This window comes from Streptomyces sp. NPDC001315, from assembly GCF_042896175.1.
In the GTDB taxonomy this organism is placed as follows: Bacteria; Actinomycetota; Actinomycetes; order Streptomycetales; family Streptomycetaceae; genus Streptomyces.
Genome location: NZ_JBIAWZ010000030.1, coordinates 13,372 through 38,485, shown reverse-complemented (window position 1 = coordinate 38,485; position 25,114 = coordinate 13,372). Strand labels below are relative to the sequence as shown.

The window sequence follows — 25,114 nt, the reverse complement described above, 5'->3', positions numbered from 1 at the left end:
AGTCCTTCCATATCCGGCAGTGTCCTGCCGTATGGTGAACCAACGCCTGTAGCACCACGGGGACCTTTGGCGATCATTGAGAAGCTAAAGGTCTCTTTTGTGTGCGGGCTGGTGCCGCCAGCCTCGAAAGGAATGACCTGTGGCCGGGCCTCGGAACGCATCGACGCGTGTAGAGGCGTGGATCCCGGTGATCGCCGTCCACCGCTCCGTGATCCGGAGCGGAATCCCCGTGGGCGTGGGGCGGACGTAACGAAACCGCCGGTGCCGGCCGCCCCCCACCGGGCGCGCAACGCTCCAGCAGCGCGTCCCGAGCAGCAAGGAACGACATGGCGTCCAGCCTGACGAAGGACTCGGTCCGTCCGGGCACCCCCGGCTCCGAGAAGACCTTCTTCGGCCACCCCCGGGGACTGGCCACTCTCTTCATGACCGAGATGTGGGAGCGCTTCTCCTACTACGGCATGAAGGCTCTGCTCCCGCTGTACCTGGTGGCACCGGGCGGCCTGCACATGAACGCGGCCACCGCCACCGCGATCTACTCGGTGTACCTGTCCCTGGTGTACCTGCTCGCCCTGCCCGGCGGCTGGTTCGCGGACCGGGTCCTCGGCCCCCGCAAGACCGTCGCCGTCGCGGGCCTCGTCATCATGCTGGGCCACCTCACCCTGGCCCTGCCCTCGTCCGGCACCTTCTTCGCGGGCCTCGGCCTCGTCGCGATCGGTTCCGGTCTGCTGAAGGCCAACATCTCGACGATGGTCGGCCACCTCTACGACGGCCCGGACGACCCGCGCCGCGACGGTGGCTTCACGCTCTTCTACATCGGCATCAACCTGGGTGCCTTCGCCGCGCCGCTGATCATCGGCACCGTCGGTGAGAACGTCAACTGGCACTTCGGGTTCGCGCTCGCCGCGCTCGGCATGGCGCTGGGTCTCGCCCAGTACCTGCTCGGCAGCCGCCACCTGCACGCCAGCTCGAGCGTCGTCCCGACCCCGCTGTCCGCCGAGGAGAAGGCCGCCACGCTGCGCAAGTCGGCCCTGTGGGCGGCCGTCGCGGTCGTCTTCTACGCGGTCGTCGGCTTCTCCGGCCACTACACGCTGAACTGGCTGCTGGTTCCGATCACCGTCGCCGGTCTGATCATCCCGGTCATGGTCATCGCCCGGATCAAGCGGGACAAGGACCTCGACCGCGTCGAGCAGTCGAAGATGTCCGCGTACATCTGGTTCTTCGTCGCCGCGGCCGTGTTCTGGATGATCTACGACCAGGGTGGCTCCACGGTGTCTCTGTTCGCCGACTCGTCGGCGGAGAACACCATCTTCGGCTGGGAGTTCCCGGTCTCCTGGTACCAGTCGGTCAACCCGGTCATGATCATGGCGCTGGCCCCGGTCTTCGCCTGGGCGTGGCTGGCGCTCGCCCGGCGCGGCAAGGAGCCGAGCACCGCGGTGAAGTTCGCCATGGGCCTGGTCCTGATCGGCGCGTCGTTCTTCCTGTTCCTCGCCCCGCTGTCGATCGCCGATGGCGGTCACAAGGCGGCCGCGATGTGGCTGGTGGCGATCTACTTCGTCCAGACCGTCGGTGAGCTGACGGTCTCCCCGGTCGGCCTCTCCGTCACCACGAAGATGGCGCCCGCGAAGTACGCCTCCCAGATGATGGGTGTCTGGTTCCTGGCCGTCACCGCCGGTGACGCCACGACCGGTCTGCTCTCCATCGCCGGCGTCGACCTCAACAAGACGGGCATCGTGGCCTTCCAGGCCGTGCTCGCCGTGGTCGCCGGTGTCGCGGTGTGGATGTACCGCAAGAAGGTCAAGGAGCTCATGGGCGACGTCCACTGACGTCCCTCCACGGCTGTTGAACAGCTGTTGAACGCGAGGGCCGCCGCACCCTGCTGGGTGCGGCGGCCCTCGCGTATGCCGGGGCGGGCCCGCCCTACCGCAGCCGTCGGCCGGGCATGAACGTGAACACCGCGGCGCCCAGCAGGATCGCCGTCCCCGCCACCAGCCCGAGGGCCTTCAGCGCGCCGTGGTCGTCCGCGCCGGTCGCCGCGAGACCGCCGCCGGCGGACGTGGAACCGCCGGACGTGGTGGATCCGGACGCTCCGCTCGCCTGCTCGGTGGTGTCCAGGGTCAGGGAGACCTCGGACTTGGTCGGGGTGCACGTCGTGGTCGTACCGAGGGCGTCGATCGTCAGAACACCCGGGGACAGCGTGGACTCGCCGCTCGCGCCCGGCTTGTAGGTGCCGGTCAGGTCGGGGATCTCGATCGGGTCGCCCGACTTGATGTCGTTCGCGTTGGTCGGCCCCTCCACGTGCACGGTGCCCTTGTCGGCGCCGCCCAGGGCGACCTCCATCGACGGCTTGACCGAGCCCTTCGGGATGTCGGCGGGGCTGTCCATCACGGACTTCTTGAACTGCACCGTCAGATCGAAGTTCCCGCCGTCCTTCTTGGCGTTGATCTGCACGGGCGAGGTCGCGCTCTTGTCGCCGATGGGCGTCTTGCACGCGTACGGGACCTGGACCTCCTTGCCGGTGAAGTCGGTTTGGCCGCTCCCGGTGCCGTCGCTCTCGCTCGCGGACGCGCTCGGCGTGCTCGACGGGGACGCCGACTGCGAGGCGGAGCCCGTCGGATCCGGTGAGGTGCTGGTCGGCGGAGTCGCCGGGCTCGAATTCCCGCCCCCCGCCGCGACCTCGATGGTCGCCGCCGACGGCACCGTCTGCGTCGGTGTGCACTTGGTGTCGGTCGACATCGCGTTGACGGTGTACGCGTCCGGCGTCAGCGTCACCTGCCCGGCCGCCGTCAGTTTCAGGGTGCCCTTCATGTCGGACAGCACCATGGCGGCGCCCTTGGGGATCGCCGGGTTCTTGCGCGGCCCCTCCATCGCGATGTCGGCGGTCTGGGCGCCGGCCGCCTTGAGGACCCCGGACGGCTGGACCGAGTCGGCGGGCAGGTCGATGATGTCGGGGTTCTTCGAGGCGGGCTGCGTGAACTTCCAGACGATGTCGACCGTGTCGCCCACCTTCGCCGTGGCCGGCGCGGTGATCTCGACCTTCGTGGTCCCGTCGACGGGGTCGATGCCCGCGGGCGGCACGCAGTGGGTGGTGTACGACACCTCGGCGGCCTGCGCGGGTCCGGCGGCCACGCCGAGCAGGACGCCCGCCCCGGCCAGCAGGAAGGCGGCGCCCGCGGCGCCCGCTCTCGATCCGCGGCCGGCAACCGGTGTGACTCTCCTTCGCGTTCTCACGTGGGTCCCTTCCTGGTGGGAGTCGTAGGACTCGTCGGGCTGTCGTGGTGCGGTGCGGAGAGCCGACCGGCCGTGCCCGGACCGGAGTCCGGGGTGAACCACGGCAGGGCCGAAGTCGTCGAAGTCGGCGTGGCCGTACGGTCGCCGGTGCGCAGCCTCGGGAGCCGCCGGCTCAGGGGCAGGAAGGCCCGGACCGGCCGGCCCGCCCGTCGCGGCCGGAGGCGGTCCACCACGGCCATCCCGACGCGGAACACCGCGGCCGGCACGACCAGGCAGAGCAGGATCCAGAACAGGGTCACGCCCCAGGGCCGGCCCACGCCCCACGGCTGCTCGGCGAGGACCCGGCCGCCGTACCTGAGGGAGACGGTGTAGTCGCCGTGTGCCCCGGCGGTGAGCTCGACCGGCAGTCTGATCTGCGCCTTCTTGCCGGGTGCGATGCTGCCGCGCCACTGCTGGTCGTCCCACTGCGGGGCGAACACGCCGTGCGAGGTGCCGACCTGGAAGACCGGGTTCTTCACCGGCTCGGAGCCGACGTTGCCGACGGTGAAGGCCAGGGTGCGTGAGGGTGGGGCCCCGAACCAGGTCAGCGGCCCGCTCGAACCGTCGAGCCGGGTGTCGGTGAGGACGGACAGCCGTCCCTCGGCCGCCTGCGCGGGCAGCGGCTCCACCGCGTGCCCGGCCACCTGGAAGACGGCGTCGGCCTGCGCCTTCGCGCCGGTCACGGTGGCGACGTGCACCACGCACGGGCACGGCACCGGCGGCTCGGTCACCGGCAGCTTCCGGCTGAAGTCGCCCTTCGCGTCGGTGGTGACGGCGCGGCCGTCGGCGTTGGCACAGGAGTTGGTGCCGCCGATCACGCCCCGCGACGGCACGGACTGCCCGCAGATCAACAGCATCAGCAGCGCGCGCGACCGCCAGCCGCTGCCGCTCACGGTGATCGAACCTCCGGTCCCGGCCTGCGACTTGGACAGCTCCACGGTGGGGCCGTCGGCCGCCGCCGGTCCCGTCAGGGGCAGCACGAGCAGCGCCGCCACCGCCACCAGCGCCGAAATCCGCAGCCTGCCGCTCACCGCACCGCTCCCGTCAACTCGACGTCCGTGAGCGGCTCCCCCACCGCGGGACGATCCGCCGTACGAAGCCGGCGCCGCCACCCGACGAGGAAGCCGGCGCAAGCCGCTCCCGCGGCCCCCGTCCCCGCGACCGCGTCCCACGGCACGAACCGCGCCGACGCGCTCGCGGTGTCCCGCGCCCCGCCCGCCGCCGTCACCGTCAGCCGTACGTCCACCGCGTCGAGGACGGGCCGGCCTGGCCAGGGTTCGCTGAGCTTCAGGCGGCGGCCCGGGGGCAGTGCGACGGACAGGGCGCGCGGGGCCCGGTCGAGGAGGCGGCGGCCGAACACGCCGTCCGCGCGCACGGCGAGCCGCGGGGCGAGGACGGTGGTGCCGCGGTTGACCAGCTCGTACGTGATGCGGTCGCCGCGCACGGCGACGTGTTCGACGGTCAGCGCGGACAACTCCGGTCCGCCGACGCGCAGTCGGAGCGGCACGGTCGCCGTACGGCCGTCGGCGTCCCGCACGACGATCGCGCCGGAGCGGTCGCCGGGGGCCGCGTCCGCCGGGACGGTCACCGTGAAGGGGACGTCGGCGCGGGTGCGGGCGGGGATCCGTACCGCGGACCCGGCGAACGTGACCGGCACGCCGGTGCCGCGCAGCCGTACGGCGACCGGCCGCCCGCCGCGGTTGGTCAGGGACACCGTGTCCTGCAGGACAGTCCCGGGCGCGCCCTCCGCGTAGAAGGACGGGCGGCCGACGCCGGAGGGCGCGGCCGACCAGCCACCGGCGGAGGGGACGGCGCCCAGCAGCAGGAGAACGGACAGGGGCAGGAGACGAGCGGCGTACGACATCGGCGGCTCCATCAGGCAGGGGCGGCGCGGAGCGCCTCGTTGCGGGGTGGCGGCCGGGCGACGGGCGGGCGGCGCGGCGTGCGGTCAGCGGCGTACCCGCGCCGCCTGGTTCCTCCGCGTCAGCCACAGCGCGCCCGCCGCGCCCGCGAGGAGCACCGTGCCGCCGAGCGTGCCGAGGGCGATGGCCGAGTCCTCGGGCCCGGTCTGCGGGAGTGCCGCCCCGGAGCCGCTGTCACTGCCGCTCTGTGTGCTGCCGCCCGCCGCCGTCACATCGAGGGTGAGCGACGGTCCGGGCTTGTTGGTGGGCGTGCACGTGGTGGTGGTGCCGAGCGCCTTGATGGTGAGCACGCCCGCCGTGAAGGTGACCTTGCCGGTCTTCTTCGGGGTGTACGTGCCGCTCAAGTCGTTGATTTTGATGGGGGTGTTGGCCGGGATCGCGGCCTGGTTGGCGGAGCCGGTGACGGTGAAGGTGCCACTGTCGGCGCCGCCCACCTTGACGGTGGCGCTCGGGTTCATCGAGCCCTTGCCCAGTTCGACCGGACTGGACGAGACGCCCTTCTGCCAGGACATGGTGATCTTGTAGCCGCTGCCGCTCTTGACGCCCTTGATGTCGATGGGCGAGACGGCGCTCTTGTCGCCGATGGGCGTCTCGCAGTGGTAGTTGACGTTCACGACCTCGGCCCGGGCCGCCGGGGCGGCGAGCAGGACCGCCGAGCCGGCCAGGGCCGCGGCGGTCGCGAACACGGCGGTTCGTTTCTGGTACGACACGGTCCCCTCATTCCTGACGGCACATCAGATCGGCCGTCAAGGTACGCCCGGGGTCGCAAGGAGGGAAGACAAGGCGCACACCGGAGTTGTGACGATCCGGCGTGCGCGGACGGGGCTTCGGGTGGAAGCGCGGACCTGAGGGTAGCCCCGGGTAACGCGCCGACGGTTCGTCACCGGCTCACGCCGGTGCCCCCAGTTCCGCCCATACGGTCTTGCCCGCGACGCCCGGCCTGCGGACGACCCCCCAGTCCAGGCACAGCCGCTGCACGATGAACATGCCGTGCCCGCCGGGGCGGCCGGCGCGGTGCGGAGTACGCGGGGCCGGCTGGCCCGCACCCCGGTCGGCGACCTCGACCCGGATGGCCTTGTCGTCGCAGGCGAGCCAGAGCGACTCCGGGCCCTCGGCGTGCAGACAGGCGTTGGTGACCAGCTCGGACACGACGAGCAGCACGTCCTCGGCGGCCGCCCGCTGGTCCGCGGTGGCGGCCGGCAGCCAGCCCCACGCGTACAGCGCCTGGCGGGCGAAGTCGCGGGCGAGCGGAACGACACCGCTCTGGCCGTCCAGGCTCAGCCGGCGGACCTGACGACCCGTCGGCGACGCGGCCGCGTCCTCCCCGGACGCGCCGGCCCCTGACGCGCCCCCCTCGGACGCCCCTGAAGCACCGCTCGGCTCCGGGCCGCGGTCGCCCGGCGAGCAGGGCCGGGTGGTGCTCATCAGCGCTTCACCTCACCGATTCACCAGTTCACGATTCAAGAGTCAGTACGTAGATCGACGGGGTTCCGTCGACATGGCGCCGACCCATTCTGGATGTCTCCTGCCCGACCGGACCGACGGAACACCCCCCTGTTGGCGCGGGCCGACGTCACGCGGGGGCCGGCGCACGGACGGGCGGGCGGTGCACCGCAGGAGGGACGGCCGGGACACGAGGGCCGGGGCACGACGGCCACCGGACGGCGGGCCTGTTCAGCCCGACTCGCCGGCCTCCCCCGCCACGCGGCCGCCGCCTGTGTCCCCCGCCACACCGCCACCGTCGTCACCGCCGTTCGCGCCGTCCGCGTCATCCGCGTCATCCGCGTCATCCGCGTCATCCGCGTCATCCGCATCGTCCGCGCCGTCGTCGGCCAAGGCCGCCTCGACCGAGTCATGGACGGTGAAGACCGCCTCCGCCCCAGTGATCTCGAAGACGCGCGCCACCACGGGCAGCATCCCCGCGAGGTGCACTCCGCCGCCGGCGGCCTCCGCCTTCAGCCGCGCGCCCAGGAGCACGTTCAGCCCGGTCGAGTCGCAGAACTCCAGACGCGAGCAGTCCACGACCAGTCGGCTGAAGCCCCTGGCGAGGTACTCCTCGAGTGGCCCACGCAACAGATCGGCGGTGTGGTGATCGAGCTCACCCGCCGGAGTCACGACGGCACTGGAGCCCTCTTCCCGCACCTCCACCAGAAGCCGGCCCGACTGTGCGCTGCCGACCGTCCCGCGGTCCATGCGTCTCTCACTCCCGAGATCGTGACTGCTGACAGATGCTCTCGAACACTACGCCGTCCCTACACACTCTGACACCCGAACAACCACCCACAAACGGACATTTGCCACTGAAACGGACTTGCGGTGGGCTCCGTAAAGCGGGTAGGGCTAGTAGGGACACGTACTCGACACGGCCGGCTTTGGAGGCGCCGCACACCGTTGTGCAGCAACTGGCTTCGGCAGCCATATGCCGAGAACGATGGAGGACATCATGTCACCCCGGCTCGACGCCTCGCATACCCAGCAGGCGACGTCGACACCCCTTCCGGAACATCTGGATCCCATCGAGCAGAACAACGACGTACGCGCTCCACAGGAGGACGTACTCGCCGGGCTTCCGGAGATACCTCCGTACGAAGAGGTCGGCCCCGTCGACGCGCGGGCCCTGTCCAAGACCCTCTTCGAGCGTCTGGAGTCGCTCGAGGAAGGCACGCACGAATACTCGTACGTCCGCAACACCCTCGTCGAACTCAACCTCGCCCTGGTCAAGTTCGCCGCCTCCCGCTTCCGCTCCCGCAGCGAGCCGATGGAGGACATCATCCAGGTCGGCACCATCGGCCTGATCAAGGCGATCGACCGCTTCGAACTCACCCGCGGTGTCGAGTTCCCCACCTTCGCGATGCCGACCATCATCGGCGAGATCAAGCGCTTCTTCCGCGACACCTCGTGGTCCGTGCGCGTCCCGCGCCGGCTGCAGGAGCTCCGGCTCGACCTGGCGAAGGCCGGCGACGAACTGGCCCAGCGGCTCGACCGCGCCCCGACGGTGGCGGAACTGGCCGAGCGCCTCGGCATCACCAACGACGAGGTCGTGGAGGGCATGGCGGCGTCGAACGCGTACACCGCCTCGTCGCTGGACGCGCAGCCCGAGGAGGACGACACCGAGGGCGCGCTCGCGGACCGCATCGGGTACGAGGACCACGAGCTCGAAGGCGTCGAGTACGTGGAGTCGTTGAAGCCGCTGATCGCCGATCTGCCGTCCCGGGACCGGCAGATCCTCTCCCTGCGCTTCGTCGCCAACATGACCCAGTCGGAGATCGGCGAGGAACTCGGGATCTCGCAGATGCATGTGTCGCGGCTGCTGTCACGGACGCTGGTGCGGCTGCGGAAGGGGCTGACGGTCGAGGAGTGACGGAAGCCCGGCACCGGCCGGGCCGGTGGACGACGACGGGGTGATCCGCCCGCCCGGCGATCGCGTCGGAGACCGCCCCTCAGCGGACGCGCACGCCCCGTCGCCACACCCCGCTCACCAGCGGTACGCCCGGACGGTACGCCAGGTGGACGTGGCTCGGGGCGTCGAGCAGGATCAGGTCGGCGCGGGCACCCGGCGAGAGGCGGCCGATGTCGTCGCGGCGGAGGGCCGCCGCGCCGCCCGCCGTGGCCGACCAGACCGCCTCGTCCGGCGTCATCCCCATGTCGCGTACGGCGAGCGCGACGCAGAACGGGACCGATGAGGTGAAGGACGAGCCCGGGTTGCAGTCCGTCGACAGGGCGACCGTGACGCCCGCGTCGAGGAGGCGGCGGGCGTTCGGCCACTCGGCGCGGGTGGAGAACTCGGCGCCGGGGAGGAGGGTGGCGACCGTGCTGCTGTGCGCGAGGGCGTCCACGTCGGCGTCGGTGAGGTGGGTGCAGTGGTCGGCGCTCGCCGCGTCCAGTTCGACCGCGAGCTGCACGCCGGGGCCGTAGGAGAGCTGATTGGCGTGGATGCGCGGGTGCAGGCCCTTCGCCTTGCCCGCCGTGAGGATCGCGCGGGCCTGGTCGCCGTCGAAGGCGCCCTTCTCGCAGAAGACGTCGATCCACCGGGCGTACGGGGCGCAGGCGTCGAGCATCTCGCCGGTGACGAGGGCGACGTAGGCGGCCGGGTCGTCGGCGTGGTCGGGCGACACGATGTGCGCGCCCAGGTACGTCACCTCGTCCGTGTGCCGGGACGCGATGCGCAGCGCGCGGGCCTCGTCCTCGACCGTGAGGCCGTAGCCGGACTTCGTCTCGAAGGTGGTCGTGCCCTGGCGGAGGGCCTCGTCGAGGTAGTGGGTGAGGTTGCGTTCGAGGTCCTCGTCGCTCGCCGCCCGCGTCGCCGCGACCGTCGTGCGGATGCCGCCCGCGCTGTAGGCCCGGCCGGACATGCGGGCGTTGAACTCCTGCGTGCGGTCGCCCGCGAAGACCAGGTGGGAGTGGGAGTCGACGAAGCCGGGCAGGACCGCGCGGCCGCCCGCGTCGACCCGGTTGTCAGTGGCGGGTGCTTTGCTTGATTCACCGGTCCACACGACGTGGTCGCCGTCGATGACGACGGCCGCGTCCTGGACCAGACCGAGGGGAGACTCGTCACCGAGGGAGGGGTCGTTGGTGACCAGCGTGGCGATGTTGGTGATGACGGTGCTGCTGCTCATGGTGTCCTCGTGGGTGGCCGAGTGGGGGGCGGTGGCCGGGGTGGTGGCCGTCAGGTGCGCAGGGCTTCGACCGCTGCCGCCAGCGCCTGCGGGACATCGGGGACGAGCGTGTGCGCCCCGTCCCGTACGACGTGCCGCCCTCCGACGATCGTGTGACGTACGTCCGCTGCCGTCGCGGCGAATACGGCCGTCTCGGCGCCGAGTCGCGGCACGGGTCCCGCTGTCCTGACCGAGTCGAGCGCGACCGTCGTGAAGTCGGCGAGGGCGCCGGGTTCGAGGGCACCCGCGTCGGTCCAGCCGAGCGCCGCGTGACCGTCCGCGGAGGCGGCCCGCAGCAGCGCCGCGGCCGTCCAGTGGCCGCGGGTGCGGGTGCGCAGGCGCTCGTTCAGCTCCATCGCGCGTGCCTCTTCGAGCAGGTCGATGACGGCGTGGCTGTCGGAGCCGAGGGAGAGCGGGGAGCCGGCGCGCTGGAGGGCGACCGCGGGGCCGATGCCGTCGGCCAGGTCGCGTTCCGTCGTCGGGCACATGCAGGTGCCGGTGCCGGAGCCGCCGATCAGCGTGATGTCGGTGTCGGTGAGGTGCGTGTTGTGCACGCCGGTGGTGCGCGGACCCAGCACGCCGTGGTCGGCGAGGAGCTGGGCCGGGGTGCGTCCGTGGGCGGCCTGGCAGGCGTCGTTCTCGGCGGTCTGCTCGGACAGGTGCACATGCAGCGGGGCCCGCCGCTCCTCCGCCCACCGCGCCACCGTCGCCAACTGGTCCGCGGGCACGGCCCGTACGGAGTGGATCGCGGCCCCGATCCGTGCGTGATCCCGTTCCTCGAGAACTGAACAGCGTTCGGCCCAGGCGTCCGCGCTGCCGTCGGAGAAGCGGAGCTGGTGGGTGTTGGGCGGCTGTCCGAAGCCGGAGGAGAGGTAGGCGGTGTCGAGGAGGGTGATGCGGATACCGGCTTCGGCGGCGGCCGCGACCAGGGCCTCGCCCATCGCGTTCGGGTCGGCGTAGGGGGTGCCGCCCGGGGCGTGGTGCACGTAGTGGAACTCGCCGACCGCGGTGATGCCCGCCAGCGCCATCTCGGCGTACACCGCGCGGGCGAGTGCGTGGTAGGTGTCCGGGGTCAGTTGGTCGGCGAAGGCGTACATGACCTCGCGCCAGGTCCAGAAGGTGCCGGAGCCGACCTGGACCGTGCCGCGCAGGGCGCGGTGGAAGGCATGGCTGTGGGCGTTGGCGAGGCCGGGGAGGGTGAGACCGCGCAGGATCTCGGCGCCGGCGGGCGGGGAGTCGACGCCCGTACGGACGGCGCCGATACGGCCCTCGGACACCTCCAGGGCCACGCCCGGCTCGACATGGGTGTCGAGCCAGGCGTGCTCCAGCCAGTACGTCCGCGCGTGGGTCTGCGCGTGGGTCTGTGTCACCTGCGGGCCAGCCCTTCCAGTACGTCGGCGAGTGCGCTCACCCCGGCCACGCAGTCGTCCTCGGCCGCGGACTCGGCCGGGGAGTGCGAGACGCCCGTGGGGTTGCGCACGAACAGCATGGCGGTCGGGATGCTCCCGGAGAGGATCCCGGCGTCGTGTCCCGCCCCGGTGCCGAGGACGGGCACCTTGAGGTCGGTGTCGTTGCCCAGGATGCGGGCGAGTTCGTCGCGCAGGGCGTGGTCGAACTCGACGACCGGCGTGAACGACTCGCGGACCACGTCCAGGTCGACGCCGTGGGCCGCCGCGTACTCGCGGGCCGCCTTCTCGATGCCGGTGACCACGGTGTCGAGGGTCTCCTGGCCGGCGGCGCGGGAGTCGAGCCATCCGCGCACCAGGGAGGGGATGGCGTTGACGCCGTTCGGCTCGACGGAGATCTTGCCGAAGGTGGCCACGGCTCCGGCGAGTTCGGCCTCGCGGCGGGCGGCGAGAACGGTCTCGGCGTACGACAGCATGGGGTCGCGCCGGTCCACCAGGCGGGTGGTGCCCGCGTGGTTGGCCTCGCCGCGGAAGTCGAACCGCCAGCGTCCGTGCGGCCAGATGGCGCTGGCGATGCCGACACGGTCGCCGGACAGGTCCAGCGCCCGCCCCTGTTCGACGTGCAGCTCGACGAAGGCACCGATGCGGGCGAGCCGCTCCGGGTCGGGTCCGATGATGTCGGGGTCGTAGCCGGCGGACTCCATGGCCTGCGGCAGGGTGATCCCGTCGCCGTCGGTGAGACGGTGCGCCTGCTCCACGGTGAGCTGCCCGGCGGTGAGCCGGGAGCCGACGCAGGCGAGCCCGAACCGGGCGCCCTCCTCGTCACCGAAGTTGACGATGGCGATGGGCCTGCTGAGCTGCGCGTTCCTGCTCCGCAGTACGTCGAGGGCGGCGAAGGAGGACACGACACCCAGGGGACCGTCGAAGGCCCCGCCGTCGGGCACGGAGTCGAGATGCGACCCGCTGACCACGGCGTCCCCCTGGGCCGGGTCCCCCAGCCAGGCCCACTGGTTGCCGTTCCGGTCGACCTCGTAGGCCAGCCCGCGGGAGCGGGCCTGCTCCTCGAACCAGGCCCGGCACTCGGCGTCGGCGGCGGTCCAGGCGAAGCGGCGGTAGCCGCCGGAGTCGGGGTGCCGGCCGATGGGCAGCAGCTCGCGCCACATGTCGTGGAAGGAGGTCCCGGTCGGACCCGCGTCCGGAACCACGGTCGGACCCGCGGTCGGACCCGCGGTCGGCGCCGAAGCACCGGTCCCCATCAGGGAGTCGCCGCCCGACGCCGCCTCCGCTCGCTGCGTCACGCGTCGTCACCCTCGCGCATGGGGACCCGCACGCCCCGCTCGTCCGCCACCGACTCCGCGATGTCGTACCCGGCGTCGACGTGCCGGATGACGCCCATGCCGGGGTCGTTGGTGAGCACGCGGCGGATCTTCTCGCCGGCGAGCTTGGTGCCGTCGGCGACGGAGACCTGGCCCGCGTGGATGGAGCGGCCCATGCCGACGCCGCCGCCGTGGTGGATGGAGACCCAGGACGCGCCGGAGGCGACGTTCACCATGGCGTTCAGCAGCGGCCAGTCGGCGATCGCGTCGGAGCCGTCGAGCATGGCCTCGGTCTCCCGGTAGGGGGAGGCGACGGAGCCGCAGTCGAGGTGGTCGCGGCCGATGGCGAGGGGGGCCGCCAGTTCGCCGCTCGCGACCATGTCGTTGAAGCGCTCACCGGCCTTGTCGCGCTCGCCGTAGCCGAGCCAGCAGATGCGGGCGGGCAGGCCCTGGAAGTGGACGCGCTCGCCGGCCATCTTGATCCAGCGGTGGAGGGACTCGTTCTCCGGGAAGAGCTCCAGCATCGCCTTGTCGGTCTTCGCGATGTCCGAGGCCTCACCCGACAGGGCCGCCCAGCGGAAGGGGCCCTTGCCCTCGCAGAACAGCGGGCGGATGTAGGCGGGGACGAAGCCCGGGAAGGCGAACGCCCGGTCGTACCCGGCGAGCTGGGCCTCGCCGCGGATGGAGTTGCCGTAGTCGAAGACCTCGGCACCGGCGTCCATGAAGCCGACCATGGCCTCGACGTGCCTGGCCATGGACTCACGCGCGCGGGTCGTGAAACCGGCCGGGTCCTTCGCTGCGTACGACGCCATGTCGTCGAAGTCCACACCCACCGGCAGGTACGACAGCGGGTCGTGCGCCGAGGTCTGGTCGGTGACGATGTCGATGGGAGCGCCCTCGGCGAGCATGCGGGGCAGCAGCTCGGCGGCGTTGCCCAGGAGGCCGATGGAGAGCGGCTTGCGCTGGTCGCGGGCCTCGACGGCGAGCTGGAGGGCGTGCTCCAGGGAGTCGGCCTTCACGTCGAGGTAGCGGTGCTCGATGCGGCGTTCGATGGCGCGCGGGTCGCAGTCGACGCAGATCGCGACGCCGTCGTTCATGGTGACGGCGAGCGGCTGGGCGCCGCCCATGCCGCCGAGGCCGGCGGTGAGGGTGATCGTCCCCGCGAGGGTGCCGTTGAACTTCTTCGCGGCGACGGCGGCGAAGGTCTCGTAGGTGCCCTGGAGGATGCCCTGGGTGCCGATGTAGATCCAGGACCCGGCGGTCATCTGCCCGTACATGGTCAGCCCGAGCTGCTCCAGCCGCCGGAACTCCTCCCAGTTGGCCCAGTCGCCGACGAGGTTGGAGTTGGCGATGAGGACGCGCGGGGCCCACTCGTGGGTCTGCATGACGCCGACCGGGCGGCCGGACTGGACGAGCATGGTCTCGTCCTGCTTCAGCGTCCGCAGCGTCCGCACCATCGCGTCGAAGGAGCGCCAGTCACGGGCTGCCTTGCCGGTGCCGCCGTAGACGACGAGCTTGTCGGGGTGCTCGGCGACCTCGGGGTCGAGGTTGTTCTGCAGCATCCGGAGGGCGGCTTCCTGCTGCCATCCCAGGGCGCTCAGTTCCGTACCACGCGGGGCTCGTACGGGGCGGGGTCCTGACATGGTCTGCCTCCTAGCGGATTGTTGCTGCCGTTATTCACATCCTGACCATCTGAATAGAACTAGTCAATACATGAGTCCGTCGGCACGGGCAGGTCGTGGGTGTTTGGCTGGATGTATGGGCGCGGACCTCGACAGGACGGGGGATGTTGTGGACAACGGCAACGACGGTGAGGAACGGACCTTCGGCATCGACAGCGGCGACAGCCACGGCAGCGAGTCCGGGAGCGACTCCGGCACCACCGGGCGGGCCGCGCGTCGTGACGAGGCGGTCCGGGCCGCCGTGGAGCAGGGGCTGCTCAGCCCCGGCGCTCCCATGGTCGGGCTGCTCGACGTCATCGGCATCCGGGAGTCGGCGGCGGAGCTGCGGGCGGCGTTCGACGCGGTCACGGCACCCGGCACGCCGGTGCTGCACGCCTTCGCGGTGAAGGCGACCCCACTGGTGCCGGTGCTGCGGCTGCTGCGCGAGGAGGGTATCGGCGCGGAGGTGGCGAGCCCCGGCGAGCTGGCGCTGGCGCGGGCGGCCGGTCTGCCGCCGGCCCGGACCGTGCTCGACTCGCCGGCGAAGACCCCGGCCGAGCTGCGCGAGGCGCTGGCACTCGGCATCGCCGTCAACGCCGACAACCCGCAGGAACTGGACCGCATCGACGGTCTCGTGCGGTCGGCCACCAGCCGATCCCCGCTCGGGATCCGGGTGAACCCGCAGGTCGGGGCGGGCTCCATCGAGGCGCTGTCCACGGCCACGGCGACCTCGAAGTTCGGGGTGGCGCTGCGCGACGAGGGGGCGCGCGAGTGGGTCGTACGGGCGTATCTGGACCGTCCGTGGCTGAGCCGGCTGCACGCGCACACCGGGTCGCAGGGCATCCCGCTGTCGCTGATGGTGCGGGGCGTGGCGGAGACGTACGCGCTCGCCGAGGAGATCAACCGGCGGGTCGGGCGGTCGCAGGTCGACACGATCGACATCGGCGGCGGGCTGCCGGTGAACTTCGGCTCGGACGTGACGGCTCCGACGTACGCGCAGTACGCGCGGCTGCTGAGCGAGGCGGTGCCGGGGCTGTTCGACGGGCGGTACGGACTGGTGACCGAGTTCGGGCGGTCGCTGCTGGCCAAGCACGGGACGGTGGTGGCCCGGGTGGAGTACACCAAGAGCGCCGGCGGGCGGCCGGTCGCGGTCACGCACGCGGGCGTGCAGGTGGCTACGCGGACGGTGTACGCGCCGGGGTCCTGGCCGCTGCGGATCGCCGCGTACGACGCGAAGGGGCGGCCCAAGGAGGGGCCGGCGGTCGTGCAGGACGTGGCCGGGCCCGCCTGCTTCGCGGGCGACCTGCTGGCCGAGGGCCGCGCCCTGCCGCTGCTGGAGCAGGGGGACTACGCGGCGGCGCTGGACACGGGCGCGTACTACTTCGCGCACCACTACGCGTACAACTCGCTGGCGCGGCCGGGGATTTACGGCTTCGTCCCGGGCGACGACGGTCCGGACGGCTTCGCCTCGGGCGGCGGTGGCCGTACCGTCTTCGCCTCGAGCGGTGGTGGCCGTACCGTCTTCGCGACGGTGCGCGAGCCGCAGACGGTCGAGGAGATCGTGGCCGAGTCGGGAGGGGCGCACGCGTCGGCGCTCACCGCCCTGCGCACGCCCGACCGCCGTTGACGCACACCGGCGGACACACAGGTCATCCGATATGAAAACCAGCACAGCCGACCCACCTTAGCCATCCGCCGCATGTTCCACCGGAAAATGCCAGAACCCTCACCCGTCACCCACACGGTGCGTAGTTTCGGCGTCACTCAGCCGGACCCGAGGCGGGAGGGGAGCGACGGTGCCCGGAATCGACGAGTGCTTACTGGAAGCGATGCGGCTGCCCGGTGCCCGGGGCGCCGCGTTGGTCGACTGGACGAGCGGACTGGCCCTGGGGGTGGTCGGCGAGTCACCGGGCGGTGACCACGAGGCGGCGGCCGTCGAGGCCGCGGAGCTGGCCCGGCTGGCCGCCGAGCACGGCACGTTCGCGCTCGCTGCCGGCACGGGTGGAGGGCCGGACGACGGTACGGCCCCGCCGGTCGAGGATCTGATCCTCAGCAACCGGGACAGCTACCACCTGTTGCGGTTCGTGCCCACGTCCTTCGACAGCAGCGTCTTCCTGCACGTGTGGCTGGCCCGGGCGGAGGGCAACCTCGCACTGGCCCGCATCCGGCTGGGCGAGATGGCCGGACGGCTGGTGCTGGGATGACCGTGGTCGGCACCACTGAGCCACCCCGGCTGCCGGTGCGGGACAAGGCTGCGGCCCGCGAGAGGGCTAGCGGCGAGGGGACGGGCGGCCTCTCCCCGATGCTGACCCGGCTGGCCGCCGAGCGGGCCACCGGCGTCCTCGTCCGCGAGCACGGCACGCTCCACCTCGCCGAGGGCGAGGTCGTGCACGCCGAGAGCCCGTACGCGCCCGGCCTCGACGTGCTCCTGACGGCGCACGGCACCCTCGACGCCGCCGCCCGGCAGGAAGCACTGAACCGGGCCGACAGTCGGCCACTGAACCGGACCGACAGCCGGCCCGGCGCGAGCCGACCGGTGGTCGACGGCGGCCGGCTCGGCGCGGGCGCGCTGGAGCTGTGCCGGCTGGGGGCGCTGTACGACGCCGCGTACTTCGCTCTGGCGCCGAGCAGCGCGCCGGGCCGCTTCCGCTACGGGAGCGGGCACCCGCCGAGCCCTGTCCGCCCGGTCGCCGTGGCCGCCGTGGAGCGCGAGACGCTTCGCCGCCGCGAGCTGCTGCGGCGCGTCTGGCCGGATCCGCTGACCGACAGCGCGCCGCTGGTCCGGGCCGACCCGGCCGCGGCGCCCGCGGTCACCGCTCGGCAGGCGGCCGTACTGGCCCGGGTGGACGGCGTGCGCAACGCGACCGACATCGCGCGGGAGCTGGGCAGGCAGGCGTTCCACACGCTGGTGGACGTACGGCGGCTGGCGGCGGCCGGGCTCGTGGCCCCGCACCCGCCGCCCGCCCGGGTGTCGCCGTCGGCAGTTCCCTCCGTCGCCTCCGTCCCCGATCCCGACATCACGCTGCTGAAGAGGCTCAGGGATGCGCTGGAGGCCCTTTGAGCGGCAGAGCCCGCGGCAGCGAACCCGCGCCGAGAGGAGAGAGCTGATGGCGGCCGAGCCCCACATACGCGAGGAGCTGGGTCGGCTGAGGGCCCGTGTACCCCAGCTGACCGGCGCGCTCGCGGCGAGCGTGGACGGCGTCGTCCTCGCCCAGGACACCCCGGGCGTCGCGCCGGAGACCGTGGCCGCGCTCACCGCCACGGCACTCGGCGTCGCGGCGCGACTGACGGACGCGACCGGTCAGGGCGACCTGCGCGAGCTGCTCGTGCGCGGGGTGTACGGCTACGTCGCCACGTACGCGGCGGGCCGCACCGCCGTACTGACGCTGCTGGCCCAGGACCGCGTCAACATCGGCCGGCTGCACCTGGAGGGCCGCCGCGCCGGTGCCCGTATCGGCGAGCTCGTCGACGCGGAGGCGGCGGCCGCGTCCACGGCCGCTTCCCCTACCGGCGCACCCGCCGAACCACCGACTGAACCGCAGGCCTCCGAACCGCAGTCCACCGAACCGCAACCCGAGCCGCAGCCCAAATCACCGGCCACCAAGTCCACGGCCGCACGTACCAGGACCCCTCGCGCGCCACGCACCACTGCCACCAACGCGCGCACCACCACCGAAAGTTGAGAGAACGAGGAGACTCAGCCATGGCCAACACCGAGACCGCACTGAAAGAAGCGCTCGCCGCCATCGAGGGTGCGACCGGGGTCGCGCTCGTCGACTACACCAGCGGGATGGCGCTGGGCACGATGGGCGGCAGCAAAGGCTTCGACCTGAATGTCGCGGCCGCCGGCAACACCGACGTCGTGCGCGCCAAGATGCGCACGATGGAGCACCTGGGGCTCAAGGGGCAGATCGAGGACATCCTGATCACCCTGTCCGACCAGTACCACCTGCTCCGGCTGATCAGCGGGCGCGGCGGCAACGGCCTGTTCCTCTACCTGGTGCTCGACGCCAAGCGGGCCAACCTGGCGATGGCCCGCCACCAGCTGAAGAAGATCGAGGAGGACCTCGAAGTCTGAGCCCGGGTGCCCGGGCTCGCCTGAAAGACCCGCTACACCCGCTCTATCCGCTGTATCCGTTACACCAGCGCCGCGGTGCGGCGGCGGGCCCCGCCCGGGGCCGCGTCGCCCGCCGCGATGCCGGTGCCGCGGTAGCCCTTGACCGCCTTGCCCGTCGGCCGCCCGCCGCGTGCGTCGAGCCAGTCGACCCGCACCCACAGCAGCGCGTCCTCGGCCCGCTCGCGCCGACCGAGCCAGGCGGCCTTCAGCCGCAGCCCGGTACCGGCGCCGGCCAGCAGCATCCCGCCGGCCGCGGGCACCGCGAGGGAGCTGCCCAGCGCGACCGCGCAGGCCAGCAGCAGCCACCAGCGGTGGGCGCGGCGCCAGTTCCGCACGGTCACCGCGCGGTCCTGGAGCACATCGTGCTTGCCGGCCCGGGCGGCACCGTGGGCGAGGGCGGCGAAGCGCCTACGGCGGCGGTACGACACGACGGCGGCGGCGACGATGAACAGCGCCGCCCCCGCCATGACCCCGATCCGGCGACCGGTGAAGCCCGGCACCAGGACACCGACACCTGCCGCGAACACCCCGGCCCACCACAGCGGCGCCGCTCCGGCCCGTACGACGACGGCCACCCGAGCCAGCCCCTGACCTCCGCGCGCCACGTCCCGCCTCCTCGTCACCCGGCACAGTCCCGTAGTGCGGACACGTTAACGAGCGAACGTGAGACGAATCTGAGAGCAGCCCGCACCCGACGGGCGGCTCAACAGGCGGGCTCATTCCACGAACAGCCCCCGTGCCGCCGCCCGCGCGTCGAACTCCTCCAGCCGGGCCTGCGCGTCGGGCAGGTCGTCGCACATCGCCTCCAGGAGCACCCGCCCGAGCAGCATCGGCGCGCACGCGGTGTCGAACGCGAGCCCGGTGCCGACGGCGGCGGGCAGCAGCAGGTCGGACACCTTGGCGACGGGCGCGAACGCGGAGTCGGCGACGCTCACCACGGTCAGGCCGGCCTCCTTCGCGTAGGCGAGGGTGTCCACCACCTCGCGCGGGTGCCGCGGCAGCGCGAAGCACAGCAGCGCCGAGGCGCCCGCCCGTACGGCGGCGTCGATCCGGTCGTGGATCATCGTGCCGCCCTCGTGCAGCAGCCGTACGTCCGGGTGGACCTTGGCGGCGAAGTACGCGAAGCCGTACGCCTGCGAGGCGGCGGCGCGCAGCCCGAGGACGAGCAGCGGACGCGAGGCGGCGAGGATCCGGCCGGCCTTCTGCACGGGCCGCGGGTCCGCGAGCACCTCGGCGAGGTGTTTCAGGTTCTCGATCTCGGCCTCGACGGCCTGCTGGTACTCGTTGTACGCCCGGGAGTCCGCCGTCTGTTCGACGGGCGCGACCTCGCGCAGGTAGCGGCGGAGGGCGGGGTAGCCGTCGAAGCCGAGGGCGACGGCGAAGCGGGTGACGGACGGCTGGCTGACCCCGGCCAATTCGGCCAGCTCCACGCTGGACAGGAACGGCACATCGGCGGCCCGCCGCACCATGCTGTGCGCGATGCGCCGCTGGGTCGGCGTCAGCCGGTGCCCCTCGAAGAGCGCCTGCAGCCGTGCGGCAGGACTGTCCGGCACACCCGCACCCTTGTCCGCGCCCGTGTCCACACCCCTGACCGCGCCCGTGTCGGCGCTCGCGTCCGCAACCCTGTCCGCGCTCGTCTCAGCGCCCGTGCCCGTGCCCGCGCTCGTCTCGGCGCTCGTGTCCGTGCCCGTGTCCGCGGTCATCACTCGTTCCCCCTCCAGATCTCCGTGAACCGGTCGAGCAGACGGGCCGCCGCCGCCACGTCGTTCGTGAGCGGCCGGTCGGCCATGTCCTCGTCGAGCACCGACTCGGCGAACGCCAGCGCCCGGCCCACCGGAAGCTCCGGATCGGGCCGGAGGTCGCGCAGCCGCAACGCCCTTACGGCGGAGACGAGTTCGCAACCGACGACGAGACGGTACGCACCGCAGGCACGGAGCGTCTGCCGGGCGGCGAGCGAGGCGAAGCTGGCCTGTTCCTCGACGCCTCGGGAGAGTACAGCGTGGCCGAGCGAGGCGGGAGCCGAGCAGGCACGCAGCTCACCGAGGGCGGCCGCGGCGGAGTACTCCAGGATCATCACGCCGGACGAGGCGGGCTCGTGGTCGGCGAGGAAGGGCTGGAGGCGGGTGAAGGCGGGCTCGTTGAGCGTGGACAGCCGTGACGTCGACAGCCGGGCCACCTGGGTCACCGCCAGCCGGAAGTGGTCCAGGGCGAGGGCAAGTTGCGCCATGTAGAAGCCGCCGTGGTGGTAGGCGGACATGCCCTCGGGGGAGATGAGGGGGTTCTCGGCGGCCACGTTGAGCTCGAGGGCGAGCACCTCCTCCAGCGCGTCGGCCGCGTCCTGCGCGGGTCCGTGGATCTGGGGCAGGCAGCGGAAGCCGTACGGGTCCTGGATCCGGCCGAGCGGAGGCGTCGGCCGGTCCTCGGCGCCGATCAGCTCCCGCATCCGCCGCGCGACCTCGCCGGACCCGCGGTGCGAGCGGGCCGCGTGTACGGGGGCGGCGTACGCCTCGTGTGAGCCGTCGACCGCGAGCAGCGAGAGACCGGCGACGACCTGGGTGGCCTCGATCAGCCCGCGCAGCTCGTGCAGGGCGAGCGCCGACTGGCCGAGGGTGAGGGCGTTGCTGCTGATGAGGGCCAGCGCATCGTTGTTGTCGAGGGCCTGGGCCTTCGGCGCGCCCGCTCCCCGCCACGGGTGCTCCCCCGCGAGGGCCAGCCCGAGCTGGGCCAGCGGCGCGATGTCGCCGGTGCCGACCGAGCCGAACTCGTTGACGACCGGGTAGGCGCCGCTCTCCAGCGCCTCGCACAGGGCCGTGATCACGCTGGGCCGCAGCCCGGCGCCGCCCGCCAGCAGCTGGTTGGCCCGTACGGCGAGCATCGCCCGTACCTGCCGGGCCGGCAGCTCCTCGCCTATGGCGCCGGCGTGGCTGCGCAGCAGGCGCAGGCCGTGTTCGGCGGCCGCCTCGGTGGGCACGGCCACGTTCCGGTTCGCGCCCACGCCGGTCGAGCGGCCGTAGACGCGGCCGGTCGCCGCGATCTGCCGGGCGGCATCCCAGGACGCCTCGGCCCGCCGCATCGCCTCGCTTCCGGGGACCGGCCGGGCGGTCCCGTCGGCGAGGCGTACGACGTCCTCGACGCCGAGACCGACCCCGTCGAGGACCACGAGGCCGGCAGGCCCGGTGCGCACAGCATCCGGCGCGTCCACGATCCGAGACGACATAAAGCCCCAAACTCCCCTCAATCCGGACACTCGATCTTGACTGTCGGTATTCGGTTACCTCGGATTAACGCCCGAGCATTGACAACCTATTCAGACACCAAGAACTCTGCATGACGTTATACAGCCGGGCAAGGGACATCTCATGATCCAGTTCGATGCGGTCCACAAGCGTTTCCCGAACGGCACGACAGCAGTCCATGATCTCTCCCTGGAGATGCCGGAAGGCGGCGTGACCGTTCTGGTCGGATCCTCCGGTTGCGGCAAGACGACCACCCTGCGGATGATCAACCGGATGGTCGAACCGACCTCCGGCACCATCCGGGTCGGCGGCAAGGACGTCACCGCGCAGGACTCCGCCGAGCTGCGCCGCTCCATCGGGTACGTCATCCAGCAAGCGGGCCTCTTCCCGCACCGTACGGTGCTCGACAACATCGCCACCGTGCCGCTGCTGCTGGGCTGGGGTCGCCGGAAGGCGAGGGCGAGGGCGGCCGAGCTCCTCGAGACCGTCGGCCTCTCCGCCGACGCCGGGAAGCGCTACCCCCACCAGCTCTCCGGCGGCCAGCAGCAACGCGTCGGCGTCGCCCGCGCGCTCGCCGCCGACCCGCCCGTCCTGCTCATGGACGAGCCGTTCGGCGCGGTCGACCCGGTGGTGCGCACCCAGCTCCAGGACGAGCTGCTCCGCCTGCAGAAGGAGTTGAGCAAGACCATCGTCTTCGTCACCCACGACATCGACGAGGCGGTCCGGCTGGGCGACCAGATCGCGGTCTTCCGCACGGGCGGCCATCTGGTGCAGTGCGCCTCGCCGGCCGAGCTGCTGGCCCGCCCCGCCGACGACTTCGTGGCCGACTTCCTCGGCGCCGAGCGCGGCCTGAAGCTGCTCTCGCTGAAGACCCTCGCGGACGTCCCGCAGGCCCCCGCCCCCGAGGGCGGCACCTGGACCCTCGTACTCGACGCGGCGAACAAGCCCCTGCACTGGGCATCGAACGCGTCGAAGGGATCGAAGGGCACAGAGCTCCCCGTGCGCCCGCTGAAGGACTCCGACTCCCTCCTGTCGGCGCTGAACGAGTCGATCGCCTCCCCCACCGGCCTGATCGCCCGCGTCGACGCGGCCGGAACCCTCACCGGCGTCTCGTCCCGCGACGACATCCACGAGCACGCGGGCCGGGCGCACGCAGCCGCAGGGGTCGCCGCATGACCATCGACTGGTCGTGGATATCCGGCCACACCGACGACCTGACCACCCTCACGGTCTCCCACCTCCAGGCGGCCCTGACCGCCGTCTTCCTCGGCCTGCTCATCTCCCTCCCGCTGGCCGTGGTCGCCCACCGGATCCGCCCCCTGCGCGGCTTCCTCCTGGGCCTGTCCAACGTCCTGTTCACGATCCCGTCGATCGCGATCTTCGTACTCCTGCTGCCGGTCTCCGGCCTGACCCGCACCACGACCGTGATCGGGCTGACGGTCTACACGCTGGTCGTCCTGCTGCGGAACACCGTCGAGGGCCTCGACTCCGTCCCCGCGAGGACGAAGGAGGCCGCGAAGGCGATGGGCACGCGCCCCCTGCGCATCCTGCTCACCGTCGAACTCCCCCTCGCCCTCCCCGTGATCATGGCGGGCGTCCGGATCGCGACGGTCATGTCGATCTCGCTGGTCTCCGTGGCGACCTACATCGGCGACGGCGGCCTGGGCCAGCTGTTCACGGACGGCTTCCAGCGCAACTATCCGACCCCGGTGATCGTCGGCGTGGTCCTGACCCTGCTCCTGGCCGTGGTGGCGGACGCACTGCTGGTCGCCCTCCAGTACGTCCTCACCCCGTGGAAGAGGCGGCGAGCCTGAGATGTACGAACTCTTCAAGAACCTGGGCAAGTGGCTGGTCAGCGGCGACCAGTGGGCCGGCTCCGACGGAATCGCCCACCGCCTCGCCGAACACCTCCAGTACTCGCTGCTGGCCACGCTCATCGCGGCCGTGATCGGCCTCCCGCTGGGCCTGCTGATCGGCCACACCGGCAAGGGCGCGTTCCTCGCGATCAACCTCGCGTCCTTCGGCCGCGCCCTCCCGACCGTCGGCCTGGTCGTCCTGGTCTTCCTGGCCAGCGGCCTGTCCATGACGCCGGTGTACATCGCCCTGGTCGCCCTCGCGGTCCCGGCGATCGTCACCAACACCTACGCGGGCATGACCGCCGTCGACCCGGACGTGAAGGACGCGGCACGCGGTCAGGGCATGCGCGGCCACCAGGTCCTGTTCCAGGTGGAACTCCCCCTCGCCCTCCCGCTGATCATGACGGGCCTGCGCCTGGCGCTGATCCAGGTGGTCGCGACGGCCACGATCGCCGCGTACGTCTCCTTCGGCGGCCTGGGCCGCTACGTCTTCGACGGCCTGGCCCAGCGCGACCTGGTGCAGGTGCTCGGCGGCGCGGTCCTGGTCGCCGTGGTCGCCATCGCCCTGGACCTCGTGCTCTCCGCCCTGCAGCGCTTCCTCTTCCTCCCCCGCTCTCGGCTCCGCTCGAGCGGGGAGACCCCCACCCGCAACGCCTAGGGAACCCACCGAAATGAACCGTCGTACTCTCCTCGGCGCGCTCGCAGGAGCGGCCGTCTCCGTCCCCGTCCTCAGCGCTTGCGGCAGCGGCGTCACCTCGCTCGACGGCGGGGGTTCCACCTCCGGTGGAGGCGGCTCCAGCAAGGGCGGAGTCACCATCGGCACCGCCAACTTCACCGAGAACCAGGTGCTCGGCTACCTCTACGCGGCCGCTCTGGAGGCGGCCGGCGTCAAGACGAGGGTCCGTCCGAACCTCGGCACCCGGGAGATCGTGATCCCCGCCCTCAAGAGCGGCGACATCGACCTCCTGCCCGAGTACCAGGGCGCCCTTCTCAACTACCTCGACCCGAAGGCCACGACCGCGGAGGAGGGCGCGATGCAGAACGCCCTCACCCTCGCCCTCCCGTCCGGCCTCCAGATCCTGCCCTACGGCGTGGCGGAGGACTCCGACGCCTTCGTCGTCACCCGCGAGACCGCGCGGAAGTACGGCCTGACCTCCCTCGCCGACCTGAAGAAGCAGAACGGCAAGCTGGTCATCGGCGCCGCGCCCGAGGTGAAGAAGCGTCAGGTCGGCGCGGTCGGCCTGAAGGACGTCTACGGGGTGGAGTTCAAGGAGTTCAAGTCCTTGGACTCCGACGGCCCTCTGGTCAAGGGCGCCCTGAAGAAGGGCGATGTGGACGTGGCGAACCTCTTCACCACCGACACCGACATCGAGGCCAACGACTGGGTGGTCCTGGCCGACCCCGAGAACCTCGTCCCCAGCCAGCACATCGTCCCCCTCATCGCCGACCGCAAGGCCGACTCCACCGTCCGCAAGGCCCTCGCCAAGCTCGGCAACATCCTCACCACCGCCCAGCTCACCGAGCTCAACCGCCAGGTGGACAAGGACAAGAAGGACCCCGAGGACGTGGCGAACGCGTACGCCAAGCAGCACGGGCTGACGAAGAAGTAGGTGTCGTGAGGTCAAGAGGCGGTGCCGCGGGGCGATGCTCCGACGAAACCGCTGCCCTGATCCCGTCC

General features: G+C 72.1%; 23 protein-coding genes and 1 pseudogene. 11 read left to right on the top strand and 13 right to left on the bottom strand.

Annotated elements, in window-relative coordinates:
* The first annotated feature begins 326 nt into the window (after positions 1-326).
* Positions 327-1,823 carry an oligopeptide:H+ symporter gene (locus tag ACFY16_RS39710; RefSeq protein WP_390652103.1) on the top strand — a complete coding sequence of 499 codons (1,497 nt, stop codon included), beginning with the start codon at positions 327-329 and terminating at the stop codon, positions 1,821-1,823.
* Between the two features lie 94 nt (positions 1,824-1,917).
* Here ACFY16_RS39710 and ACFY16_RS39705 read toward each other — a convergent pair whose 3' ends face one another.
* The 6 genes and pseudogenes from ACFY16_RS39705 to ACFY16_RS39680 form a co-directional block, all read right to left on the bottom strand.
* On the bottom strand, positions 1,918-3,156 hold the full coding sequence (locus tag ACFY16_RS39705) for a hypothetical protein (RefSeq protein WP_390652143.1): 1,239 nt from the start codon (positions 3,154-3,156) through the stop codon (positions 1,918-1,920).
* Positions 3,157-3,224: 68 nt separating this feature from the next.
* Complete coding sequence (locus ACFY16_RS39700) at positions 3,225-4,298, bottom strand: hypothetical protein (protein WP_390652102.1); 1,074 nt, start codon at positions 4,296-4,298, stop codon at positions 3,225-3,227.
* Positions 4,295-5,131: a hypothetical protein gene (locus ACFY16_RS39695; RefSeq protein ID WP_390652101.1), complete on the bottom strand. Its 837-nt coding sequence runs from the start codon at positions 5,129-5,131 to the stop codon at positions 4,295-4,297. Before ACFY16_RS39695 ends, ACFY16_RS39700 begins: the two co-directional genes overlap by 4 nt.
* Before the next feature lie 84 nt (positions 5,132-5,215).
* Positions 5,216-5,899 (bottom strand): LPXTG cell wall anchor domain-containing protein, encoded by a 684-nt coding sequence (locus tag ACFY16_RS39690; RefSeq protein ID WP_390652100.1) that lies wholly within the window; start codon positions 5,897-5,899, stop codon positions 5,216-5,218.
* Between the two features lie 178 nt (positions 5,900-6,077).
* Positions 6,078-6,614, bottom strand: coding sequence for an ATP-binding protein (locus ACFY16_RS39685; protein ID WP_390652099.1), 537 nt, complete (start codon positions 6,612-6,614; stop codon positions 6,078-6,080).
* 399 nt (positions 6,615-7,013) lie between these two features.
* Positions 7,014-7,382: pseudogene (locus tag ACFY16_RS39680) on the bottom strand (STAS domain-containing protein); the annotation flags it as partial.
* A 238-nt stretch (positions 7,383-7,620) separates the two neighbouring features.
* Between ACFY16_RS39680 and ACFY16_RS39675 the strand changes: the two are divergent.
* Positions 7,621-8,550 (top strand): RNA polymerase sigma factor SigF, encoded by a 930-nt coding sequence (locus tag ACFY16_RS39675; RefSeq protein ID WP_390652098.1) that lies wholly within the window; start codon positions 7,621-7,623, stop codon positions 8,548-8,550.
* A gap of 79 nt (positions 8,551-8,629) precedes the next feature.
* Here the strand turns inward: ACFY16_RS39675 and hutI are convergent, their stop codons facing one another.
* The 4 genes from hutI to hutU are packed head-to-tail and all read right to left on the bottom strand — an operon-like array spanning position 8,630 to position 14,209.
* Positions 8,630-9,805, bottom strand: a complete 1,176-nt coding sequence (hutI, locus tag ACFY16_RS39670; protein ID WP_390652097.1) for an imidazolonepropionase — start codon at positions 9,803-9,805, stop codon at positions 8,630-8,632.
* 50 nt (positions 9,806-9,855) lie between these two features.
* Positions 9,856-11,214, bottom strand: coding sequence for a formimidoylglutamate deiminase (locus tag ACFY16_RS39665; protein ID WP_390652096.1), 1,359 nt, complete (start codon positions 11,212-11,214; stop codon positions 9,856-9,858).
* Positions 11,211-12,506, bottom strand: coding sequence for an allantoate amidohydrolase (locus ACFY16_RS39660; RefSeq protein WP_390652142.1), 1,296 nt, complete (start codon positions 12,504-12,506; stop codon positions 11,211-11,213). The genes ACFY16_RS39665 and ACFY16_RS39660 overlap by 4 nt, the downstream gene beginning before the upstream one ends.
* A 38-nt stretch (positions 12,507-12,544) precedes the next feature.
* The gene (gene hutU / locus ACFY16_RS39655; protein ID WP_390652095.1) at positions 12,545-14,209 is read right to left on the bottom strand and encodes a urocanate hydratase; all 1,665 of its coding nucleotides are present in this window, start codon (positions 14,207-14,209) and stop codon (positions 12,545-12,547) included.
* A gap of 115 nt (positions 14,210-14,324) precedes the next feature.
* Here hutU and ACFY16_RS39650 point away from each other — a divergent pair, with 115 nt between their 5' ends.
* The 5 genes from ACFY16_RS39650 (at position 14,325) to ACFY16_RS39630 (ending at position 18,305) form a co-directional block, all read left to right on the top strand.
* Positions 14,325-15,854 (top strand): diaminopimelate decarboxylase, encoded by a 1,530-nt coding sequence (locus ACFY16_RS39650; RefSeq protein WP_390652094.1) that lies wholly within the window; start codon positions 14,325-14,327, stop codon positions 15,852-15,854.
* 169 nt (positions 15,855-16,023) lie between these two features.
* Entirely contained in the window at positions 16,024-16,431 is a 408-nt protein-coding gene (locus ACFY16_RS39645) for a hypothetical protein (protein WP_390652093.1), read from the top strand.
* Positions 16,428-17,288 (top strand): transcriptional regulator, encoded by an 861-nt coding sequence (locus ACFY16_RS39640; protein ID WP_390652091.1) that lies wholly within the window; start codon positions 16,428-16,430, stop codon positions 17,286-17,288. The genes ACFY16_RS39645 and ACFY16_RS39640 overlap by 4 nt, the downstream gene beginning before the upstream one ends.
* A 46-nt stretch (positions 17,289-17,334) precedes the next feature.
* Positions 17,335-17,910, top strand: a complete 576-nt coding sequence (locus tag ACFY16_RS39635) for a roadblock/LC7 domain-containing protein (protein ID WP_390652090.1) — start codon at positions 17,335-17,337, stop codon at positions 17,908-17,910.
* Between the two features lie 20 nt (positions 17,911-17,930).
* Entirely contained in the window at positions 17,931-18,305 is a 375-nt protein-coding gene (locus ACFY16_RS39630; RefSeq protein ID WP_390652089.1) for a hypothetical protein, read from the top strand.
* A 59-nt stretch (positions 18,306-18,364) separates the two neighbouring features.
* Here the strand turns inward: ACFY16_RS39630 and ACFY16_RS39625 are convergent, their stop codons facing one another.
* The 3 genes from ACFY16_RS39625 to ACFY16_RS39615 form a co-directional block, all read right to left on the bottom strand.
* On the bottom strand, positions 18,365-18,949 hold the full coding sequence (locus ACFY16_RS39625; protein WP_390652088.1) for a hypothetical protein: 585 nt from the start codon (positions 18,947-18,949) through the stop codon (positions 18,365-18,367).
* Between the two features lie 111 nt (positions 18,950-19,060).
* Positions 19,061-20,047 carry a MurR/RpiR family transcriptional regulator gene (locus tag ACFY16_RS39620; protein WP_390652087.1) on the bottom strand — a complete coding sequence of 329 codons (987 nt, stop codon included), beginning with the start codon at positions 20,045-20,047 and terminating at the stop codon, positions 19,061-19,063.
* Entirely contained in the window at positions 20,047-21,561 is a 1,515-nt protein-coding gene (locus ACFY16_RS39615; protein WP_390652086.1) for an aromatic amino acid ammonia-lyase, read from the bottom strand. The genes ACFY16_RS39620 and ACFY16_RS39615 overlap by 1 nt, the downstream gene beginning before the upstream one ends.
* A 142-nt stretch (positions 21,562-21,703) precedes the next feature.
* Between ACFY16_RS39615 and ACFY16_RS39610 the strand changes: the two genes are divergently transcribed.
* The 4 genes from ACFY16_RS39610 to ACFY16_RS39595 are packed head-to-tail and all read left to right on the top strand — an operon-like array spanning position 21,704 to position 25,046.
* Positions 21,704-22,756 carry an ABC transporter ATP-binding protein gene (locus tag ACFY16_RS39610; protein ID WP_390652085.1) on the top strand — a complete coding sequence of 351 codons (1,053 nt, stop codon included), beginning with the start codon at positions 21,704-21,706 and terminating at the stop codon, positions 22,754-22,756.
* The gene (locus ACFY16_RS39605) at positions 22,753-23,394 is read left to right on the top strand and encodes an ABC transporter permease (protein ID WP_390652084.1); all 642 of its coding nucleotides are present in this window, start codon (positions 22,753-22,755) and stop codon (positions 23,392-23,394) included. Before ACFY16_RS39610 ends, ACFY16_RS39605 begins: the two co-directional genes overlap by 4 nt.
* Position 23,395: 1 nt before the next feature.
* Positions 23,396-24,094 carry an ABC transporter permease gene (locus ACFY16_RS39600; protein ID WP_390652083.1) on the top strand — a complete coding sequence of 233 codons (699 nt, stop codon included), beginning with the start codon at positions 23,396-23,398 and terminating at the stop codon, positions 24,092-24,094.
* A 13-nt stretch (positions 24,095-24,107) separates the two neighbouring features.
* Positions 24,108-25,046 carry an ABC transporter substrate-binding protein gene (locus ACFY16_RS39595; RefSeq protein WP_390652082.1) on the top strand — a complete coding sequence of 313 codons (939 nt, stop codon included), beginning with the start codon at positions 24,108-24,110 and terminating at the stop codon, positions 25,044-25,046.
* The last annotated feature ends 68 nt before the right edge of the window (positions 25,047-25,114 follow it).

What these genes read in the sequence shown, in the direction of transcription:
- ACFY16_RS39710 (WP_390652103.1), top strand. Translation starts at nt 327, where the DNA reads ATGGCGTCCAGCCTGACGAAGGACTCGGTCCGTCCGGGCACCCCCGGC.
- ACFY16_RS39695 (WP_390652101.1), bottom strand. Translation starts at nt 5,131, where the DNA reads ATGTCGTACGCCGCTCGTCTCCTGCCCCTGTCCGTTCTCCTGCTGCTG.
- ACFY16_RS39685 (WP_390652099.1), bottom strand. Translation starts at nt 6,614, where the DNA reads ATGAGCACCACCCGGCCCTGCTCGCCGGGCGACCGCGGCCCGGAGCCG.
- ACFY16_RS39675 (WP_390652098.1), top strand. Translation starts at nt 7,621, where the DNA reads ATGGAGGACATCATGTCACCCCGGCTCGACGCCTCGCATACCCAGCAG.
- hutI (WP_390652097.1), bottom strand. Translation starts at nt 9,805, where the DNA reads ATGAGCAGCAGCACCGTCATCACCAACATCGCCACGCTGGTCACCAAC.
- ACFY16_RS39660 (WP_390652142.1), bottom strand. Translation starts at nt 12,506, where the DNA reads ATGGGGACCGGTGCTTCGGCGCCGACCGCGGGTCCGACCGCGGGTCCG.
- hutU (WP_390652095.1), bottom strand. Translation starts at nt 14,209, where the DNA reads ATGTCAGGACCCCGCCCCGTACGAGCCCCGCGTGGTACGGAACTGAGC.
- ACFY16_RS39650 (WP_390652094.1), top strand. Translation starts at nt 14,325, where the DNA reads ATGGGCGCGGACCTCGACAGGACGGGGGATGTTGTGGACAACGGCAAC.
- ACFY16_RS39640 (WP_390652091.1), top strand. Translation starts at nt 16,428, where the DNA reads ATGACCGTGGTCGGCACCACTGAGCCACCCCGGCTGCCGGTGCGGGAC.
- ACFY16_RS39635 (WP_390652090.1), top strand. Translation starts at nt 17,335, where the DNA reads ATGGCGGCCGAGCCCCACATACGCGAGGAGCTGGGTCGGCTGAGGGCC.
- ACFY16_RS39630 (WP_390652089.1), top strand. Translation starts at nt 17,931, where the DNA reads ATGGCCAACACCGAGACCGCACTGAAAGAAGCGCTCGCCGCCATCGAG.
- ACFY16_RS39620 (WP_390652087.1), bottom strand. Translation starts at nt 20,047, where the DNA reads ATGACCGCGGACACGGGCACGGACACGAGCGCCGAGACGAGCGCGGGC.
- ACFY16_RS39615 (WP_390652086.1), bottom strand. Translation starts at nt 21,561, where the DNA reads ATGTCGTCTCGGATCGTGGACGCGCCGGATGCTGTGCGCACCGGGCCT.
- ACFY16_RS39610 (WP_390652085.1), top strand. Translation starts at nt 21,704, where the DNA reads ATGATCCAGTTCGATGCGGTCCACAAGCGTTTCCCGAACGGCACGACA.
- ACFY16_RS39605 (WP_390652084.1), top strand. Translation starts at nt 22,753, where the DNA reads ATGACCATCGACTGGTCGTGGATATCCGGCCACACCGACGACCTGACC.
- ACFY16_RS39600 (WP_390652083.1), top strand. Translation starts at nt 23,396, where the DNA reads ATGTACGAACTCTTCAAGAACCTGGGCAAGTGGCTGGTCAGCGGCGAC.
- ACFY16_RS39595 (WP_390652082.1), top strand. Translation starts at nt 24,108, where the DNA reads ATGAACCGTCGTACTCTCCTCGGCGCGCTCGCAGGAGCGGCCGTCTCC.